This window comes from Halorussus vallis, assembly GCF_024138165.1.
GTDB lineage: Archaea > Halobacteriota > Halobacteria > Halobacteriales > Haladaptataceae > Halorussus > Halorussus vallis.
Genome location: NZ_CP100000.1, coordinates 1,942,962 through 1,961,556, shown reverse-complemented (window position 1 = coordinate 1,961,556; position 18,595 = coordinate 1,942,962). Strand labels below are relative to the sequence as shown.

The following is an 18,595-nucleotide window of genomic DNA, read 5'->3' as shown; positions in this document are numbered from 1 at the left end:
GGGGGAGAACGATGGCACGACGAGGCGAGACGATAGCGAATCCGGCGACCGGCGAGCGAATCGAGTTTCGAGCGACCGCCAGCGACACCGACGGCGAGGCGGTGCGGTTCGACTACTACCTCGAACCGGGCGGCTTCGCGACCGGCAAGCGCGCCCACGTCCATCCCCGACAGGAGGAGCGACTGTCGGTCGAGTCGGGGGCGCTCGGGGTTCGCATCGACGGCGACGAGTGGACCGCGACTCCGGGAACGAAGTTCTCCGTCCTCCCCGGGACGGCCCACACCGTGTGGAACGCCGGCGACACGGAGATGCACGCGGTGGTGGAACTCCGCCCCGCGCTCGACGCCGAGGCGTTCTTCGAGACGACGTTCGGCCTAGCCCGCGACGGGAAGACGACGAAGAACGGGAACCCGGGACTCCTCCAGTTCGCGGTGCTCGCCGACGCGTTCGGCGATAAGTTCCGGTTCGCGGCCGTCCCGGCCCCGCTCCAGCGGGCGCTAGCTACGGCGTTGGCTCCCGCGGGCCGACTTGCGGGCTACCGGTCGCGGTATCCGAGGTACGGCGAGAGTCCGGCGTCGTCCCGTCCGGACGCCCGGACCGACGGCGACGGGCGCCGGTGACCTCTGAGTCGGCCGCCCTGACTCGGCTCGACCCGCCTCGACTTGGCTCGACCCGCGCTACTCCGGCACGGCCGACCGTTCGCTCGCGTGCGTCGGCCGGTCGAGGAGCGCTGCGAGTCGGTCGTCGAACTCCGGCTTGCGCTCGTGGAACGCCCCGTGTTTGGCCCCGGGAATCGAGGCGAGTTCCGCGTCGGGGATTCCGGCCACGGTTTCCGCGAGGATGGGTTCGGGGAAGTAGGGGTCGGCCGCACCGCCGAACACCAGCGTCGGCGAATCGACGTCGCCGAGTCGGTCGGTGACGTCGAACGCCTCGATGGCTTCGAGCGAGATTCGAACGTCGTCGGGGTCGGCCGGCCGGGGGAGCGCGAACCGGCCGACCGACAGGAGCAACGGCGGGTACGACAACGCCCTGTAGTCGGTGAACGACGCCGCCGCGAGTTCGGCCCGGATTCTGGCCCAGTCGCGGTCGCGGGTGTACTCCAGGAACCGCTCGACGGCCTCCAGCCCCGGCCCGGCCATCCGACAACCGGAGTTGGCGAGCGCGAGGCGCTCGACCAGTTCGGGGTGGCGGAGACACAACTCCAGTCCCACGAACCCGCCCATCGAGATTCCGAGGACATCGGCCGCACCGAGTCGCTCGTCGAGCGCGCGGGCGTAGTCGTCGGCCATGTCGGCGATGGTGGTCCCGTCGGCCAGTCCGCGCGGTCGGCTCAGCACGTAGACGGTGTGGTCGTCGAGGAACCGCGAGAAGTACGCCCGGGCGAACCACCCGGCCGCGACGGGGTACTCGCCGTCGAACATCGCGTCGTCGACGCCGGGGACGACGACGAGCGTTCGCGGACCGTCGCCGACGCGGACGTACGGGAATCGGTCGAGCAGGTGGCCGGTCTCCGGAAATCGCATATCGCCCGTCCGGTCTGCGAGTAGGATGGTTTTACGGCCGCGAGAACGTCCCGCGAAGGACCGGCGGCGCTCAGTGGTCGTGGTCGTGGCTGTGGCCGCCGTCGGCGCTCGCGCTGCCGGAGATGTCGCCGCCCGCGACCAGCGCGTCGTGGTCGCCCTCTATCATGTCCATGTCCTTCAGGTGGTCGCGCTCCTCGAAGTCCTTGATGGCGTCGAAGAAGTCCTGCTGGGTCAGCGCGGTCCGGCCCTCGGTCAGGGCGTCGAGCACCGCCTCCCGGAGCACCATCCGGAGGTCGCTGCCGGTCAGCCCCTCGGTTTCGGCGGCCAGCGCGTCGGGGTCGAAGTCCGAGATGTCCATCGGCCGGGTGATGAGCCTGAGGATGTCCGAGCGCATCGGCTCGTCGGGCTTGGGGAAGTTGACGATCTCGTCGAAGCGCCGCCACGCCGCCGCGTCTAGCTGGTCGGGGTGGTTGGTCGCGCCGATGAGCAACACGTCGTCCTGGATGAGGCTGATGTTGTCGATGCTCTTGAGGAGGGTGTTGACCGCGCGCTTGATGGCGGCGTGCTCGTCGCTCGCGCGGGTCTTGGCCACGAAGTCGAACTCGTCCATGAACAGGATGCAGGGCGAGAGTCGCTTCGCGACCTCGAACACCTTCTCGACGTTCTTGGCGGTCTCGCCGAGGTACTGGCTGGTGATCATCGACAGCTTGACCTCGACGAACGGGAGGTCCAGGTCGTAGGCCAGCGCTCGCGCGGTCGAGGTCTTGCCGGTGCCCGGCGGGCCGACGAACAGCAGTTTGCCGATTTCGCGCAGGCCGATCTGCGCGAGGTACTCGCGGTGCTCGATGGCCTTGACGATCTTGTGGATCTCGGCCTCCTGGTCGTGGGTCAGCACCAGGTCGTCGAGGGTGGTTTCTATCTCCTCGGGCGCCCGGATGTCGACGAGGTCGAGCATCTCCTCTTCCTCCTCGTCGGCGAAGTACTCCGCGAGGAGGCCGTCTATCCAGGCGCGGTCGGCCTGGATGGGCCGGTTGGCGTCGCGGGCGGCCTCATAGTCGGCGCCGTCGACCTCGTCCTCGAAGGCGTAGGCGAGCACCGGGTTGTGGACGATTCGGTCCTCGCCGCGCTGGACGAACCACTCCTCGGCCATGTCCGGCTGGGCGAGTTCGAGCGACCCCGAGAACTCGTCGCGGTCGGTGAACATCAGCCCCGAGATGGCGCTCCAGGGGTCGTCGATTCCGGTCGCTCGCCGGGCGGTTTCGACGGACGGCCGGATGGGCCGCTCGATGCCCGGCGGCCCGTCCGGACCGTCGCCGCGACCCGAGGCGTCGCCGCCCGCGCCGTCGGGCCAGAACACCTGCCGGTAGCGCGGGAGCAGGTCGTTCTCGTCCAGTTCTCGATTGTCGTTGTACAGACTCGCGGTCAGCAGAAATTCGACGACGTCCAGGGCCGCGTCGCTCATTCTCACGAGAATTGAGCCCAGAGCGGCTTAAGCGCGTCGAAGCAGTTCCCGCGGGCCACCAAGCCGGCGGCCCGTCTCGACTTCACCGCGCTCGGATTTCGTTCGGCGGCGTCGCCGGACTACGACGCGGTCGAGTTCGTCCCGTCGTTCACGTACACCACGACGCTACTGACGGTGCACCCGCTGTCGTGGCTGAACCGCTGGACCTCGTGGCGCTCGTAGCCGTCCATGTACTGCTGGATGTCGGCGGCGTTCTCGTAGTCGTCCGAGCAGGTGGTCGAGTTGCCGAACGTGATGACGACCGGCGGCGCGTTGTCGCCCCGGACCACGTCGCCGACCAGTTGGGAGCGGCTGACGCTGTCGGTTTCCGCGCCGTAGGCCTCCATGTACCACGCGAACGGCAGGCGCGCGAACCACCCGGTCCCGGCCGGCGGAATCTCGTGCGAGTCGGGGTTGGGCGCGTGGAACCCGCCGCCGTCGGGTTCGCTACCGTAGTACAGCACGTCGATGCCCTGGTTCGACCGGACCACCCGCCGAATCTCGTGGAGGAGCGGCTTCATCTCCGAGGAGGACTGGGCGTACTGGACGAGTTCGTTGTCGTCGCTCTGGGGGTTGATGTACGTCGTGTCGGCGACCGTCGCGCCGACCTGCGCGGCCATCACCACCAGTAACAGCGCCGCCGCGGTCGCCGAGAGCGCGTCGCCGTCGGCGAGGCTCTCCAGTCCGAGTCGTCCGATGAACGCGAGGCCGACCGCCGCCGGGACGACCAGCGGCATTATCATGTGAATCGTCTCCCAGGGGAACGGGTTGTCCACGATGACGGGGTAGCCGAGGATGCTCGCCGCGCCCCAGTAGGTGGCGAACGACACCACGTCGCTGGGGTGTTCGCCGGTGTAGCGGTCGAGGACGAATCCGACGAGCGCCAGCGCGAGCAGGATGATGGCGCCGGCTTCGAGGACCGCCATCAGCGGCTTGAACGCCGAGAGGTACGACCCCTCGTTGCCGCCGCCCCACTGGCCCACGAAGTCGTGCCACGACCCGAGGGTCGCGTGTCCGACCACCGCGGGCAGCAGCGTCGGATCGCCGAGCGCCTCGTAGAGTCCCGGAACGCCGACGTCGACGTACGGACTGGGCGGCGACGGCTCGGTCATCAGGTCGGTGTTCCGCGGCGCGTAGAAGAACACGACGATGGCGAAGAACTCCACGACCGCGAGCGCGAAGTGGAGTCCCCAATTCCAGACGCCCCGAGCGGTCCGCTCGACGCGCTCCCAGACGGCCGCGAACAGGCCGCGCTCGTCCGCGCGGTCGCGGAGCAGTCGGTAGTCCCAGAGCAGGACCGCCGCGCCCGCCCACGTGACCGGGTAGACGAGCGAGTTCTCCTTGGTCGTGAACGCCAGCGCGAACGCCGCGGTGCCGGCGTAGAGGTAGGCGGGACGCCGGTCGTCGTAGGCCCGGACGAAGAACGCGAACGCGACCAGCATGAAGCCCGCCAGCAGCACGTCGTTGCGGTAGAACCGCGAGTAGTAGAGCAGGAGCGGGTTGAACGCCAGCACGAGGGCGAGCGCGACCGTCTCGGACGCGCGCAGTCGCTCGCGGAGCAACAGCGCGGTCAGCGGAAGCAGACCGCCGAAGAGCGCCGGAACGAGTCGCATGACGAAGTCGGACGCCCCGAACAGGCCGAAGAGGTGGCCGTTCACGATGGTGAGGAACGGTCCGTGGACGATGGGTCGGTACTCGTAGACGCCGTTCACCATGAACCGGTAGGCCCAGTAGGCGACGCGGGCCTCGTCCTGGTGGGCGACGCGGTAGCCGAGCGCGAAGAAGCGCGCGGCCAGCGCGAGGACGGTGATGGCGCCGACTATCAGGACGGTCCGGTTGGCGTAGCCGGTCAGCGTCTCGCGGGCCGACTCCGCCGACAGCGACGATTTCGTTTCCGATGCCATGCTCAGCGCGGACTCCGTTCGGCGTACGGTCGACTCCCGGTGCGGGTGGAGGGTCGCATTACCCTGAATAGCCGTGTGTTCGAACTAATAGTTTCTGGAGAAACTCTTCGCCGCGTGCCTTCGGTTCTACGGACATTTATAGGCGTCCGGCCCCGAACAACGTGCATGGCAGACGATACCACTCCAGTCATCGCGAAGGCCGTCCGAACGCCCCAGGGCAAGGAGGACGGCGTGTTCGCGGACGTGCGTAGCGAGGACCTCTCGGTTCCGCTCATAAACACCATCCTGGAGGAAACCGGCCTCTCCGGCGAGGACATTGACGACCTGATGTGGGGCGTCGCCCAGCAGCGCGAGGAGCAGGACAACAACGTCGCGCGGGTCATCGCGCTCCTCTCGGACCTCGGCGAGAGCGTCCCCGCCGCTTCCATCAACCGCTGGTGCGCCTCCTCGATGCAGGCCATCATCAGCGCGAGCGACGCGATTCGCGCCGGCCAGCGCACCGCCATCATCGCCGGCGGCGTCGAGAACATGAGCCGAACCCCGATGAGCCAGGGGTACGGCAACGTCCACCCCCGGATGTCCGAACTCTACAACGTCGGCGAACTCTCGATGGGGATGACCGCCGAGAAGGTCGCCGAGGAGTACGGCATCTCGCGCGAACAGCAGGACGAGTACGCGCTCGAGAGCCAGCGCCGCGCCGCCGAGGCCACCGACTCCGGACGGTTCGACGACGAAATCGTCCCCATCGAAACCGACGAGGGCCTGGTCGAGGAGGACGAGGGCATCCGCCGTGATACCAGCATGGAAGCCCTCGCGGGGCTTCCGACGGTGTTCCGGAGCGACGGGACGGTCACGCCGGGCAACGCCTCCCAGATCTCCGACGGCGCGTCCGCGACCCTCGTCACGAGCGAGGCGTTCGCCGAGAACCACGACCTCGAAATCATGGCCTACGTCGGCGACAACAACGTCGCAGGCGTCGACCCCACCGTGATGGGCATCGGTCCGGTGCCGGCGACCCGCGGCCTGCTCGAACGCACCGGCGAGTCCATCGACGAGTTCGACCTGGTGGAACTCAACGAGGCGTTCGCCAGCCAGACCGTCTACTCCCGGGACGAACTCGGCGTCGACCCCGAGAAGTTCAACGTCAACGGCGGCGCCATCGCGCTCGGCCACCCGCTGGGCGCGTCGGGTGCGCGCCTGCCCGTGACGCTCGTCCACGAGATGGAGAAGCGCGACGCGGAGAAGGGCCTGGCGACGCTCTGCGTCGGCTTCGGCCAAGGCGCGGCCATCACGTTCGAGCGGAAGTAACTCGCCGCGAGCAGCGAGGCGCGGAAGGTTGCCGAAGGGAACTGCCCGGGCCTCGAAGATGCGAGCGGGCCGAGGAACCGTCGAGGAGGACGCCGAAGGCGTCCGACGAGGCGGTAACGACGTGCTTTTCGTCGACGTTTTTCGAGCGAGGAGACCGGGACCGGTACGGTCCCGGCTCGAACCGAGCGTAGAAAAAGGTCGTCGCGTCAGGGCGCGGCCATCACGTTCGAGCGGAAGTAACCGGGATTCGAACCGCCGAATCGCGAGCGGACGACCCGCGTCAAATTTTTAGAAACCTAACCTTTCTCGTCGGCCGCGTTCGCCCGCTCGGCGAACGCGGCCGTTGCGACGTTCCGTACGAGAGGTAATCCCCGCTACTCGCCGAGAACGCCGGCCTACTCTGCGAACTATCACACTCGCTTTTCTCCCCGTTCGGCGACTCGCCCGTGGGGTTTCCGATGAGCGACGAAGACGCAGAGAAACGAACAGAGCGAGAACGCACGGACGAACGAGAGCGGGCGGAGGCCGAGGACCGCGCGGACGATTCGGCGCAACCGGTCGACGACGTGGCCGAACCGATCGACGTGACGGATTCGGACGGCGTACGCGACCGGGCCAACACCTCGCGACGGCGAATCCTCCAGGGTGTCGCGGCGGGGTCGCTGGCCGGCGTCACCGGTTTCGGTAGCGCCCAAGACACGACTACCGAACAGGAGACGACCGCCGGCCAGGAGACGACGACCCAGGCCGGCGGCCAGCGCCAGAGCTTCTTCGAGCGCGGCACCGAAGTCGGCGTCCAGATGGTCGCCGACGGCCAGTTGACCGCGCCGACCGACTTCGCGGTCGCGCAGGGCCAGAACCAGCGCCAGTACGTCACCGACCAGACCGGCCAGGTGTACGTCATCACCCAGAACGGACTCCGCGACGAACCGTTCATGGACATCACCGACCGGATGGTTGAACTCGGCCGGTTCTACGGTCTGTACGCCGACGCCCAGCAGAACTACGACGAGCGCGGGTTGCTCGGTATCGACTTCCACCCGAACTTCCAGGAGAATCGGCGGTTCTACCTCCACTACAGCGCGCCGCCGACCGACGAACTCCGGACCATCAACTGGGACCACATCGAGGTCGTCTCGGAGTTCCAGGCGACCGAGGACTTCTCGTCGGGGAATCCGGACTCCGAGCGCCAACTGCTCCGGATTCCGTCGCCGCAGTACAACCACGACGCTGGCCCGATGGCGTTCGGCCCCGACGGCTACCTCTACGTCCCGATGGGCGACGGCGGCGGCGCGAACGACAACATGTACGGCCACGTCCCCGACTGGTACGAGGCCAACACGGGCGGCAACGGCCAGGACATCGTTCACAACCTGCTGGGCGACGTGCTCCGCATCGACGTGGATAGTCAGGGCCAGAACACGCCCTACGGCATCCCCGAGGACAACCCGTTCGCCGGGGAGGCGCCGGGCCGCGACGAGATATACGCCTACGGGTTCCGCAACCCGTTCGGTATCTCGTTCGACAGCCAGGGGAACATGTTCGTCGCCGACGCCGGCCAGAACCTCTGGGAGGAGGCGAACGTGGTCGAGCGCGGGGGCAACTACGGCTGGAACGTCAAGGAGGGTACCCACTGCTTCAGCACGGAACGGCCCAGCACTCCGGGCGCCATCACCGACTGTCCCTCGAACGCGCCCGACCAGCCCTACGGCGGCGAACCGCTTCGCGACCCCATCGTGGAGTTCCCCCACGAGTACCGGGGTAACCCCGTCGGTATCACCGTCATCGGGGGTCACCGCTACGAGCAGCCGACCATCTCCGGCCTCCAGGGTAAGTACGTCTTCGGCGCGTGGACCGAAGACCCGCTCCGGGAGGAACCCGCCGGGCGAATCCTGGCGGCGGCGCCCCCGCAGGGCTTCGACGGCGGGGGGCAGACGACGGGACAAACCGCGACCGAAGCCGGTAGGACGACCCCCGGAGGCGGTGGGACGACAGCCGAAGGCGGCGAGACGACGGTCCAGGAGGCCGCCCTTCAGGACGAGACGACCACCGCAAACGGAACCGCGACGGTCGAACCTGCCGAGGGGGAGAACGTCGAGAAGGCACCCGCGGAAACCGGCACGCCGGGCGAAACCACGACCGCCGGCGGTCAGGAGAACGTCCCGCCCGAGGGCCCGCAGGTCGTCCCGCGCGACCGACTCTGGGACATGGAGGAGCTCGTCATCCGCGGCGGGTTCGACTGGTTCGTCCGGATGTTCGGCCGCGGCGCCGACGGCGAGATCTACGTCCTCGTGAACAAGCGCGGCGTCCCCGAGGGCGACACCGGCGCGGTGCTGAAACTGGTGCCGCCGGGCCAGGGCGACGGAAGCGGTGCGGGCCAGCAGACGACGACCAGCCAAACGACCACGGGGACCGCCGGAACCCAGACCGGAGGCGACACCGGCGAAGGAGGAACGACGACCGACGCGGCCGGCGACCGGTCGCCCGCGCTCGACGACGACCTCGAAAAGGTCGCCGAGGACAGGTAGTTCGACCGCTCGTCGGCCAGCGCGGCGACCGTAGTCGCCGCGCTGGCCGGCCGGGCGCTCCCGGCTCCGATTCGCACCCCTACACGTCCAGTTCGTCGAACGGGGTCTGCGGCGGGGGCGAGGAGGCGTTGAGTTCCCACTCGACGCCGTAGCGGTCGGTGACGAACACGGCGTCCGATTTCTCCTCGTATTCGCAGTCGAGGTCGGCCGCCCGGTCGCGGACGGCGTCCCTGTCGTCGGGGTCGAGGGCGAGCGCGATGTGGTCCAGTAGCGCGGAACGAAGTTCCGCGGAGTGTCGAGCGGCGGAGCCGCGAGACGGCTGCCCCTCCTCGGCGTCTTTCTCGCCTTCGGGTTCGAACAGCGCCAGCGCGAACTCGTCGCGGCCGAGAAACGACATGCCGGGTTCGACGCCCCTGGCGGTCGCGTCTTCCCAGTCGAGGTCGTCCGGGACCTTCCCGAACGTCCCCTCGTAGGTTCCCTCGCGGAACAGCACGTCCAGGTCGAACAGTTCGCGGTAGAACGCCTCGGCTTCGGCGAGGTTCGGGATTCTCAACACGACGTGGTGGAGGCCGTGGATGGGCATGGCCGGTGGTTCGGTGGAGACGTAGTTAACGGTGGTCGGTGGCGCGGTCGTCGACCCGGTACCGTCGGCGTGACCGGCGTTCGGTTCCGTGGTATCGACCGCGCGGGACTCCGACCGACGAACGCCCACCAGATGTATCCGACTGGCGCGTCTCGTTGTTCGGACGGAACAACGGTCCCGCCGAGTGCCCGAACCACGCCCCGACGACGGAGGGCCGGTGGCACGGGACGCGTGCGATTCGCTCCGATTTTACGCCGTTCGTGCGACCGGCACGCGGAACACTCCGCACGGGTACACGTGTTCCGCAACAGCGACCACACCACCTATGACACATACCGGTAACGACCGCCGTCACGGCCGCGACGACGTGGCCTCCGTGGGAGACGACCGTGCGCCGGTACTCGACGTGTTGCAGTTGGCACTCGACGCCGAGGACGCCGACACCGAGAACTACTACCTCAGAGAGGCGCTCCAACTCCTCCACATCGAGGACCGGAAGGAGGTGACGAGACTGACGAATCGAGCGCTGGACGCCGAGGGCACCGACGAGGCCGACTTCTTCGTGCGCGAGGCGCTCGAACTCCTGCGCATCGAGAACAGAGTCGAATCGGCCACGAGGACGAATGTGAATGCGAACGCGAGCGCGAACACGAACGCGGACGAGAAGGCGGAGTGAACCGGGAGAACCCTCGCCTGGCAGGGTTCTCCCGGACGGTAACCGACGAGGCGAACCGATTGCGGACCGACTAATTTCGTATTATAGACCACCGACTAATCGCGGATTCATCACCGGTTCTCTGGACCGTTCGACGCTCCTCCGTGGCGCCTCGACTACCGCGCTCGCCGCTCGCCCGTCGCTCTTCGCCCGACACTCCTCGCCCGTCGCTCCTCACCTGTCGCTCTTCACCCGTCGCCCTGCATCTCGCCGAACATCTCGCGGAGTTCCGGCACGTCGACGGCGTCGAAGCCGAACTCGTCGCCGTCCGGCCGCGAGAGCACGTAGTCGAACTCCTCGCCGTCGTCGATGCGGATACCGTCGGGGTCGCCGACCAGCGGCCCCTCGCCGGAAGTGGTGCCCGGGTCCTGGGTCATGTCTTTCCGTTCGACGCGGTGGTCCTTAGTCTCGAAGGCCGAACGGCGGCGCGGAAAAAGTGGGTTCGTCCGGAACTCAGTCGTCGGCGCTCGCCGCACCCGAGCCGTCCGAGAGCTTCGCGTCCGGCACCGTTCCGTCCTCGTTCCAGCCCCGGACCGCGTAGTACTCGTCGAGCGCCTCCTCGATGCCGGGGATGTCGTAGGGCAGGCGGTCGGCGTCGCGGGCGATGCCGCGCTGGTTGTTGAAGTGGCGCTCCATCTCGACCACGCGTTCGCCCATCTCCAGCAACTCCTCGAAGTCCGCGCCGAACAGCGCCTCGTAGCGCTCGGGGCTCATGAAGTCCCGCGAGAACTTACAGACCACGCCCGCGTCGTTGAGCGCCATCAGGTTCTCGCGCTCGACGAGTCGCTCGGGCTTGCCCTCCAGCCCCTCGGGGTCCATCGCCTCGTCCTGGGGGACCAGCGGGTACTCGACCGAGTAGAAGGTCGCGTACATGTGGTCGCCGCCGCGGTTGGCCACGGCGTACGAGAGCCCCTGGCCGTGGAGCACGCGGCCTTCGTGGGCGGCGAAGTCCATGCCCTTGACGGTGAAGTTCTCGACGCCCAGTTCCTCGTGGGCGCGGTCGATGCCCTCCGCCAGCAGGTCGCCGACGCCCTCGCGGTGGGCGATCTTCTCGACGGTTTCGAGGATGAGTTCCTCGTCGCCGAACGCGTCCTCGCTGGCGAGGTACGCGGAAACCGTGTTGCCGGCCGAGATGGTGTCCAGGCCGTAGCGGTCGCACAACTCGTTGGACTTCATCACGTCGACGATGTCGTCGATGCCAGCGTTGGACCCGAACGCCATCGCCGTCTCGAACTCGGGGCCTTCGGTTTCGACGCCCGCTTCCTCGTCCCTGGTCGGAAGCTTGCACGCGAACGCGCAGGCCGAGCAGGTGCCCTTCTTGTACTTCTTCTCCTCGACGGAGTCGCCGTTGATGCCGTCGGCGCCCTCGAACGACTGCTCGGAGAAGTAGTACGAGGGCAGGCCGTCTATCTCGTTGGCCATGTCCATCACCGCCACCGTCCCCTGGCGTTTCATGATGTGGTCGGTGGTGGCGGCCTCGCGGTGGATCTCCATCTGGGTCGCGGGAACCTCGACCTCGGGCCGGGAGTCGCCCTCGAAGGTGACCGCCTTGACGTTCTTGGCGCCCAGCACCGCGCCGAGGCCGCCGCGGCCGAACGCCCGCTCCTCGGTGGTCATGATGGAGGCGAACCGGACCCGGTTCTCGCCGGCCGGCCCGATGCAGGCGACGTGCTCGGAACTCAGCCCCCGAGTCTCCTCGACGTACTCGCAGGTTTCGGGCACCGTCGCGCCTTCGAGGTCGCCGACCTCCTCGAACTCGACGCCCTCGTCGGTGACGTGGAGCACCACCAGGTCGTCGCTCTCTCCGCGAACCTCGACCGCGGAGTAGCCGGTGTCGGCGAAGTTCCGGGACATGAATCCGCCGGCGTTCGACGACAGCAGGCCGCCCGTCAGCGGCGAGACGCCGGTGGCGTTCATCCGACCGGTGAAACTCATGTTCGACATCTGCATCGGCCCGGTCGTGAAGAAGAGGCGGTTGTCGGGGCCGAGCGGGTCGGCGTCGAACGGAATCCGGTCGTGAGCTAGTTTCGTGCCGACGCCCCGGCCCCCGACGAACGACGCCAGCACGTCGTCGATGTCCTCGGTGGTCGTCTCGCGCTCGCCCACGTCGATGGTAAGCAGCGGGCCCTCGCTGTGGAGCATATGTGCAATCGTTGGGGATTGTATGCTATAAAATGGTGAGGTCCGACAGCGAGCCTGGTCGGGAATTCTCGAGCGTAACGTCGATGTAGTTGTCACGATGGTTGCGACTGCGAGGAGTCCCTCGATGTTCTCCGCGTGGGGGTTCGGGTGAGTTGCAACGTCCAACTACAGGGCGGATTCTGTGACCGCCACTCGCACGACTCATATGAGCAACCGCACCGCCACCGCACCGCGACGCCCACACGCCTCCCCAGCCGACTCCCTCACGCCTTCGGCGTTCGGTCATCCCTCGCGCGGAGACGGCGCGACACGGGGTCGCGCCAGCGCGCGCCGTTAACCAAGGAAAGTTTCGTGCAGCCTCACGGCCGACATGGCGCGCGCAGTCGCCGCTTCATGCGGCGACATCTTCGTGCGAGGGACGACCGAGCGCCCCGGAGGGGCGCGACGGAGTTGGCTGGGGAGGCGTGTGGCCTGCGGTGGCGGTGCGGTTGCGATTACTCACTTGCATCGTGCGAGTAGCGGTCGCAGAAGCGATTGGTGTTACCGTCGCGGTTGCGGTCTACTCGCCGTCGTGGGAGCGCAGTTCGCCGTTCCGTCTCCGGAGGAAAGAAAAGGAACCGCCCGCCCTACCTCACTCCGAGGGCCAGCGTTCGATGTACACCGTCTCGTCGGTGTAGAACCGAATCATATCGTCGCCCTGGGCGTGGAGGTCGCCGAAGAACGACCCCTTGCGCCCGCCAAAGTGGAAGAACGCCATCGGCGCGGCCGTGCCGACGTTGACCCCGAGGTTGCCCGCCTCGACCTCGTGGCGGAACCGCCGGGCCTCGCCGCCGCGCTCGGTGAACAGGCTGGCGGCGTTACCGTACTCGCTGCGGTTCACTATCGAGAGGGCGTCGTCGAAGTCCTCGGCCCGAATCAGCGCGAGCACCGGCCCGAAGATCTCCTCGCAGGCGACGGTCGCCTCCGGGTCGACGTCGCCGAACACCGTCGGCCCGAGGAAGTTGCCCGCCCCGGAGAAGTCGCGCTCGCGGCCGTCGAGCAGCAGCGTCGCGTCCTCCTCGACGCCGACCTCGACGTAGTCGAGCACGGCGTCGGCGTGTTCGGCGGTGATGAGCGGCCCCATCTCGGTGCCGTCTTCGAGTCCGGAACCGACTTCGAGGTCGGCCGCCGCCTCGACGACTCGGTCGGCGAACTCGTCGTAGATGGCGTCTTCGACCACCGCGACCGGGTTGGCGAGACACCGCTGGCCGGAGTTGGCGAACGCCGAGGAGACGGTCTGTTCGACCGCGAAGTCGAGGTTCGCCGACTCCGAAACCACGACGTGGTTCTTCGCGCCGCCCTGGGCCTGGACGCGTTTGCCGTGTTTCGCGGCGGTTTCGTAGACGTGTCTCGCGACGGGCGTGGACCCGACGAACGACGCGCCCACCACGTCGTCGTGGGCGAGCAGGCCGTTCACGGTGTCCGGACCGCCGTGGACCAGACTGACGACGCCGTCGGGGAAGCCCGCCGCCTCGACGAGTTCGAGGATTCGAACGGCCGTCAGCGGCGTGCGCTCGCTGGGTTTGAGCACGAAGGCGTTGCCGGTCGCCACCGCGTACGGCAGGAACCACAGCGGTATCATCCCGGGGAAGTTGAACGGCGTTATCGCCGCGAACACGCCCAGCGGCTGGCGGACCGCCGTCTCGTCGATGTCGGGCGCGGCGTTCTGGACGTGGCCGGCCTGCATCATCGAGGGGATGCCGCAGGCCACCTCGACGTTCTCGATGCCCCGCCGGAGTTCGCCCTTCGCCTCCGCGAACGTCTTGCCGTGTTCGCTCACCAGCACCTCCGCGAGGTCGTCCTGGTTCTCCTCCAGCAGTCGTTTGAGTTCGAACAGCGGCTGGATTCGCTCCTCGACGGGCTTTCGCGACCACGTCTCGAACGCCTCGTCGGCGGCTCGGACGGCCTCGTCGACGTCGGACTCGTCGCTGAAGGGGGTGACCGCGATGGTTTCGTTGGTCGCCGGATTCACCACGTCGGCCTCGTCGTTCCCGGCGGGGTCGCGCCACTCGCCCGCGGCGTAGTTACGCGCTCGCTCGACCGGCGAAATCGGTGTGAGGTCGGTCACGGCTCACTCCACCCTCGTCTCCCGGATGTCGATGTCGCGCTCGCGGAGTTCGTCGACGAAATCCTCGGGGGCGAGCAGTTCCTCGGGGGGTTTCGCGCCGGTGTCGAGCGCCTCCCCGCGACCGACCACTTCGGCCGCGATGCCCATCGGGACGCCGGTCCAGACGGCGGTGGCCTTCAGGCCCCAGTCGTCGAGTCGGGACTCGACGACGACTTCGTACCGGTAGTGGGCGTCCGCGCCGTCCTCTTCGCCGGTCACGTCGACGCGGAACGACTTCCACTCCTCGACCGCGCCGGGTTTGGGCTGGCGGTCGAGGTGCCAGTCGAGGAACTCCCGGGGGCTGAACGTCGCGCCCTCGAACTCGATCTCCTCCTCGCTCGTGAGGTTCAGGCCGATGAGCACGTCGCAGATATCGACGAGGTCGGGCGAGAACGCCACCCGGAAGTCGACCGTCTCGACGCCCTCGAAGGTGTATGGCATCGTCGCCAGTTCGGAGTGGATGCTGTGGAACCCCTCGACTTCGCCGACGGGGTCGGGCATGGTGTACGTCTCGCGGCCCGAGAGCGGTTCTAGCTCCTCGTACTCGCCGCCCTCCCAGACGATGGGGTTCATCGTGAGTTCGTCCAGGATGGTCTTCGCCGAGTAGGCGAACCCCTCGCCGCCGCCCTTCGCGCCGGTTCGGATGTGGACCGCGTCGACCCGGTCGAGGTGGCTCGCGCCCCACGCGGCCGCGACGTTCGTCAGGCCGGGACTCGCGCCGATGCCGAGGACGGCGGTCAGGTCCGCCTTGTCGAACGCCTCGTCCAGTTCGAGTTGGTCCTGTGTCTTGTGGTAGAGGCCGCCCAGGTCGAGGTAGTGGGCGTCGGCTTCCAGGCAGGCCTCCATCACGTCGAGGTTGAACGCGTAGGGGAGCGCGTTCGCCACCACGTCGGCGTCCGCGAGTACTTCCACGAGCGCGTCGTGGTCGGTCACGTCGACCCTCGCGGTGTCGACGTCGCCGGGGAGTTCGTCGGCGAACTCCTCGGCGGCGTCGACGTCGGCATCGGCGATGAGCAGGTCGTCTACCGCGTCGTTCGTCGCCAGTTCCCAGGAGGTGGCCCGGCCCATCGCGCCGCAGCCACCGAGTGCAGCTACCTTCATCTCAGTAATCCTTGTAGTTCATCATGACCGCCTTCGTCTGGGTCATCGCTTCGAGGTGCCACTTGCTGCCGTACCGGCCGCCCGACCCGCTCTCGCCGTAGCCGCCGAACGGGAGCAGTCGCTCCCAGTAGTTGTTGGTCTCGTTGACGAACACGCCGCCCGCCTTGAGCCGATTCGCCGCGTCGTGCGCCCGCTCGAGCGAGTCGGTGAAGATGGCGGCCTGGAGGCCGTACCGCGACCGGTTGGCCACCTCGATGGCCTCCTCGTAGCTGTCGACGGAGATGACGGGCGTCACCGGCCCGAACGTCTCCTCGCGGGCGATGTCCATCTCCTCGGTCACGCCGTCGACGACCGCCGGGTCGAAGAACAGTCCGTCGGTGCCGCCGCCAGTCAGCAGTTTCCCGCCCTGCTCGACCGCGGCGTCGACGTGGTCCTTGACCTTCCGCTGGATGCGCTCGGACACCATCGGGCCGACGTCGGTCCCCTCCTCGAAGGGGTCGCCGAGTTCGAGCGCCTCGGTCTTCTCGACCACCGCGTCGACGAGTTCGTCGTGGACGCCTTCGGTGGCGATGACGCGCTCGGTGCCGCAGCAGACCTGGCCGGCGTTCCAGTTGCTCCCCATCACGATGCTCTCGGCGGCGTGGTCGACGTCGGCGTCGTCGAGTACGAGGATGGGGTCCTTGCCGCCCATCTCCAGCAGGCACTGGGCGTTTCGGTCGGCCGCGGTCCTGGCGATCTGCTGGCCGACCTCCGTGCTCCCGGTGAACGCGATGAGCCGGATATCCTGGTGTTCGACCAGCGACTGGCCGGTTTCGCCCGCGCCCGTGACGAGGTTGAACGCCCCGTCCGGGAGACTCGACTGGTCGAACGCCTTCGCGATGTGGTAGGCGGTCAGCGGCGTCTCCTCGGCGGGCTTGAACACCACGGGGTTCGCGGTGGCGATGGCCGAGTAGATGGAGCCACCCGGCACCTCCAGCGGGAAGTTCCACGGGCTGATGACCGCACAGGGGCCGTAGGGTTCGCGCTGGGTGTAGGCGAACCGGCCCCGGAACTCCGAGGGAACCACGTCGCCGAACAGCCGGATGGCGTCGTGGGCGTAGTCGTCGCTCGACTCGATGACGTACTCGGTTTCTTCGTAGGACTCGTGGAGCGGTTTCCCCTCCTCTCGGGTGATGAGCTCGGCGATCTCGTCCTCGTGCTCCTCGAAGTAGTCGGTCACCTCGTCGAGCACCGCCGCGCGTTCGAACGCGGTCATCTCCTGGAGTTCGCGCTCGGCGCGCCGCGCGGCTTCGACCGCCTTCCGTACGTCCTGGGCGGACGCATCGGGGACGGTGTCGATGACCTCGCCGTCGACGGGCGATTCGACCTCGATGCCCTCGCCGGACTCGGCGTCGACCCATTCGCCGTCTATGTAGAGCTGTCTCATGCGTGAGTCACTCTATCGAATGGGCACCGGAGCCAAAAATCTTTCTGAGAAAACGCGCATAAGTCGGAAAGACTTCGTCTATCGTGGCGAAGGGTCGAAGTCGTCCCGGACCGCTCGGCGTTTCGTCACGCAACGCACCGGGCCCGGGGCGTGACACCCGGACCGGAGACGGACCGAACGGATTCAGAGTTCGGGGCCGTCGAGCGCCAGGTGGACGGACTTGCTCTGGGTGTACTCCGAGAGCGCTTCTTTGCCGCACTCCCGGCCGATGCCGGACTGCTTGAACCCGCCGAACGGGGTGCCGGGGACGGTGCCGAAGTACTGGTTCACCCAGATGCTCCCCGCCTCGATATCCGCGGCCGCGCGGTGGGCCCGCGAGGCGTCGGTCGTGAACACGCCGGCCGTGAGACCGTAGTCGACGTCGTTGGCGATGTCGACGGCCTCGTCGTAGGTCGAGAAGGTGGTGACGAACTGGACCGGCCCGAACACCTCCTCCCGGGCGATGCGCATCTCCGGGTCGACGTCGCCGAAAACCGTCGGTTCGACGTAGTAGCCGTCGGCGAGTTCCTCGTCGTCGGGCCGACCGCCGCCGGCGAGCACCGTCGCGCCCTCCTCCTTGCCGAGTTCGACGTACTCCTCGACTTTCTCGCGGTGGGCCTCGTAGCAGAGCGGCCCCTGGTTCGCGTCCCGCAGGGGGTCGCCGACCGTCCGGGACTCGACGGCGTCGAGGTAGTGGTCGAGGAACTCGTCTTCGACGTCCTCGTGGACCAGCAGGCGAGTGCCCGAGTCGCAGGACTGCCCGTTGTTGTAGAGGCCGGCGACCGCGGCGGTTTCGGCGGCGGACTCGACGTCGGCGTCGGGGAACACCACGAACGGGTTCTTGCCGCCGAGTTCGAGCGTGACCGGCGTCACGTCGTCGGCCGCCGCCCGCATGACCTCGCTGCCGACCGGGACGGAACCGGTGAACGACACCTTTCGGATTCCCCGGTGGCCCGAGACGGCCGCCCCGGCCTCCTCGCCGAAGCCGGGGACGACGTTCAGCACGCCGTCCGGCAGGATACCCTCGGCGAGCTGTGCCGCCCGAATCACCGCCAGCGGCGCCTGCTCGGCGGGTTTGGTCACCGACGTGTTGCCCGCCGCGAGCGCCGCGCCGACCTTCCAGCCCATCAGGAGCACCGGGTAGTTCCACGGGAGTATCTGGCCGGTCACGCCGTAGGGTTCCCGGCGGACGTACGCGAACGAGTCGTCGCCGACTTCGGGAACCGACCCCTCTTCGCCCGCCGCCGCCGCGGCGTAGTACTCGAAGAAGTCGATGCCGGTTTCGACGTCCGCCCGCGCGGCGTACAGCGGTTTTCCGACTTCGAGGGTCTCCAGGAGCGCGAGTTCGTCGAGGTGGTCCCGGAGGACGGCCGTCCACTCCCGGATGGCGTCGCCGCGCTCCATCGCCGTCGTCTCGCCCCACTCGCCCTCGTACGCGTCCGTCGCGGCCGCCACCGCGTCGTCGACGTCCGCCTCGCGGCCCCGCGCGACGTCGGCGATGGGTCGCCCGACGGCGGGGTCCTCGGGGGCGAACGTCTCGCCGTCCGCCGCCGCGGCGGTTTCGCCGCCGACCACGACGCCGAACTCGACGTCGCGGGTCGCCTCTTCGATGGCCGATTCGTGATTCGCTGCCAGTGAGTCGTCGTATTCTGTCATCTGAAAACTGGTGTCGTTCGATA

14 protein-coding genes are annotated in these 18,595 nt (G+C 68.1%); 4 read left to right on the top strand and 10 right to left on the bottom strand.

Annotation, left to right across the window (positions count from 1 at the left end; translation table 11 throughout):
* The first annotated feature begins 11 nt into the window (after nucleotides 1-11).
* Entirely contained in the window at nucleotides 12-620 is a 609-nt protein-coding gene (locus NGM07_RS09925; protein ID WP_253520103.1) for a cupin domain-containing protein, read from the top strand.
* A 57-nt stretch (nucleotides 621-677) separates the two neighbouring features.
* On the opposite strand, the gene NGM07_RS09920 is transcribed toward NGM07_RS09925, so the two are convergent.
* From NGM07_RS09920 to NGM07_RS09910, 3 genes are all read right to left on the bottom strand, one after another.
* Nucleotides 678-1,523, bottom strand: coding sequence for an alpha/beta fold hydrolase (locus tag NGM07_RS09920; protein WP_253520101.1), 846 nt, complete (start codon nucleotides 1,521-1,523; stop codon nucleotides 678-680).
* Between the two features lie 70 nt (nucleotides 1,524-1,593).
* Entirely contained in the window at nucleotides 1,594-2,985 is a 1,392-nt protein-coding gene (locus NGM07_RS09915; protein WP_253520099.1) for an ATP-binding protein, read from the bottom strand.
* Nucleotides 2,986-3,104: 119 nt separating this feature from the next.
* Nucleotides 3,105-4,928 carry a flippase activity-associated protein Agl23 gene (locus tag NGM07_RS09910; protein WP_253520098.1) on the bottom strand — a complete coding sequence of 608 codons (1,824 nt, stop codon included), beginning with the start codon at nucleotides 4,926-4,928 and terminating at the stop codon, nucleotides 3,105-3,107.
* A gap of 165 nt (nucleotides 4,929-5,093) precedes the next feature.
* On the opposite strand from NGM07_RS09910, the gene NGM07_RS09905 reads away from it, so the two are divergent.
* Together NGM07_RS09905 and NGM07_RS09900 are read left to right on the top strand one after the other, a co-directional pair.
* Nucleotides 5,094-6,236 (top strand): thiolase family protein, encoded by a 1,143-nt coding sequence (locus NGM07_RS09905; protein WP_253520097.1) that lies wholly within the window; start codon nucleotides 5,094-5,096, stop codon nucleotides 6,234-6,236.
* Nucleotides 6,237-6,694: 458 nt separating this feature from the next.
* Complete coding sequence (locus tag NGM07_RS09900) at nucleotides 6,695-8,764, top strand: PQQ-dependent sugar dehydrogenase (RefSeq protein ID WP_253520096.1); 2,070 nt, start codon at nucleotides 6,695-6,697, stop codon at nucleotides 8,762-8,764.
* Between the two features lie 79 nt (nucleotides 8,765-8,843).
* Here NGM07_RS09900 and NGM07_RS09895 read toward each other — a convergent pair whose 3' ends face one another.
* A complete protein-coding gene (locus NGM07_RS09895) occupies nucleotides 8,844-9,347 on the bottom strand; it encodes a VOC family protein (RefSeq protein WP_253520095.1) in 504 nt (167 codons plus the stop codon).
* Between the two features lie 376 nt (nucleotides 9,348-9,723).
* Here NGM07_RS09895 and NGM07_RS09890 point away from each other — a divergent pair, with 376 nt between their 5' ends.
* A complete protein-coding gene (locus tag NGM07_RS09890; protein ID WP_253520094.1) occupies nucleotides 9,724-10,023 on the top strand; it encodes a hypothetical protein in 300 nt (99 codons plus the stop codon).
* A 227-nt stretch (nucleotides 10,024-10,250) separates the two neighbouring features.
* On the opposite strand, the gene NGM07_RS09885 is transcribed toward NGM07_RS09890, so the two are convergent.
* The 6 genes from NGM07_RS09885 to NGM07_RS09860 all read right to left on the bottom strand — a co-directional run bounded on the left by NGM07_RS09885 (nucleotide 10,251) and on the right by NGM07_RS09860 (nucleotide 18,572).
* Nucleotides 10,251-10,439 (bottom strand): hypothetical protein, encoded by a 189-nt coding sequence (locus tag NGM07_RS09885; protein WP_253520093.1) that lies wholly within the window; start codon nucleotides 10,437-10,439, stop codon nucleotides 10,251-10,253.
* 76 nt (nucleotides 10,440-10,515) lie between these two features.
* Entirely contained in the window at nucleotides 10,516-12,204 is a 1,689-nt protein-coding gene (locus tag NGM07_RS09880) for an aldehyde ferredoxin oxidoreductase family protein (protein ID WP_253520091.1), read from the bottom strand.
* 631 nt (nucleotides 12,205-12,835) lie between these two features.
* Nucleotides 12,836-14,311, bottom strand: coding sequence for a CoA-acylating methylmalonate-semialdehyde dehydrogenase (locus tag NGM07_RS09875; RefSeq protein ID WP_253520089.1), 1,476 nt, complete (start codon nucleotides 14,309-14,311; stop codon nucleotides 12,836-12,838).
* Between the two features lie 3 nt (nucleotides 14,312-14,314).
* Entirely contained in the window at nucleotides 14,315-15,451 is a 1,137-nt protein-coding gene (locus tag NGM07_RS09870) for a saccharopine dehydrogenase family protein (protein WP_253520086.1), read from the bottom strand.
* 1 nt (nucleotide 15,452) lies between these two features.
* Entirely contained in the window at nucleotides 15,453-16,877 is a 1,425-nt protein-coding gene (locus NGM07_RS09865; protein ID WP_253520064.1) for an aldehyde dehydrogenase family protein, read from the bottom strand.
* 183 nt (nucleotides 16,878-17,060) lie between these two features.
* Nucleotides 17,061-18,572 carry an aldehyde dehydrogenase family protein gene (locus NGM07_RS09860; protein ID WP_253520063.1) on the bottom strand — a complete coding sequence of 504 codons (1,512 nt, stop codon included), beginning with the start codon at nucleotides 18,570-18,572 and terminating at the stop codon, nucleotides 17,061-17,063.
* Between the last annotated feature and the right edge of the window lie 23 nt (nucleotides 18,573-18,595).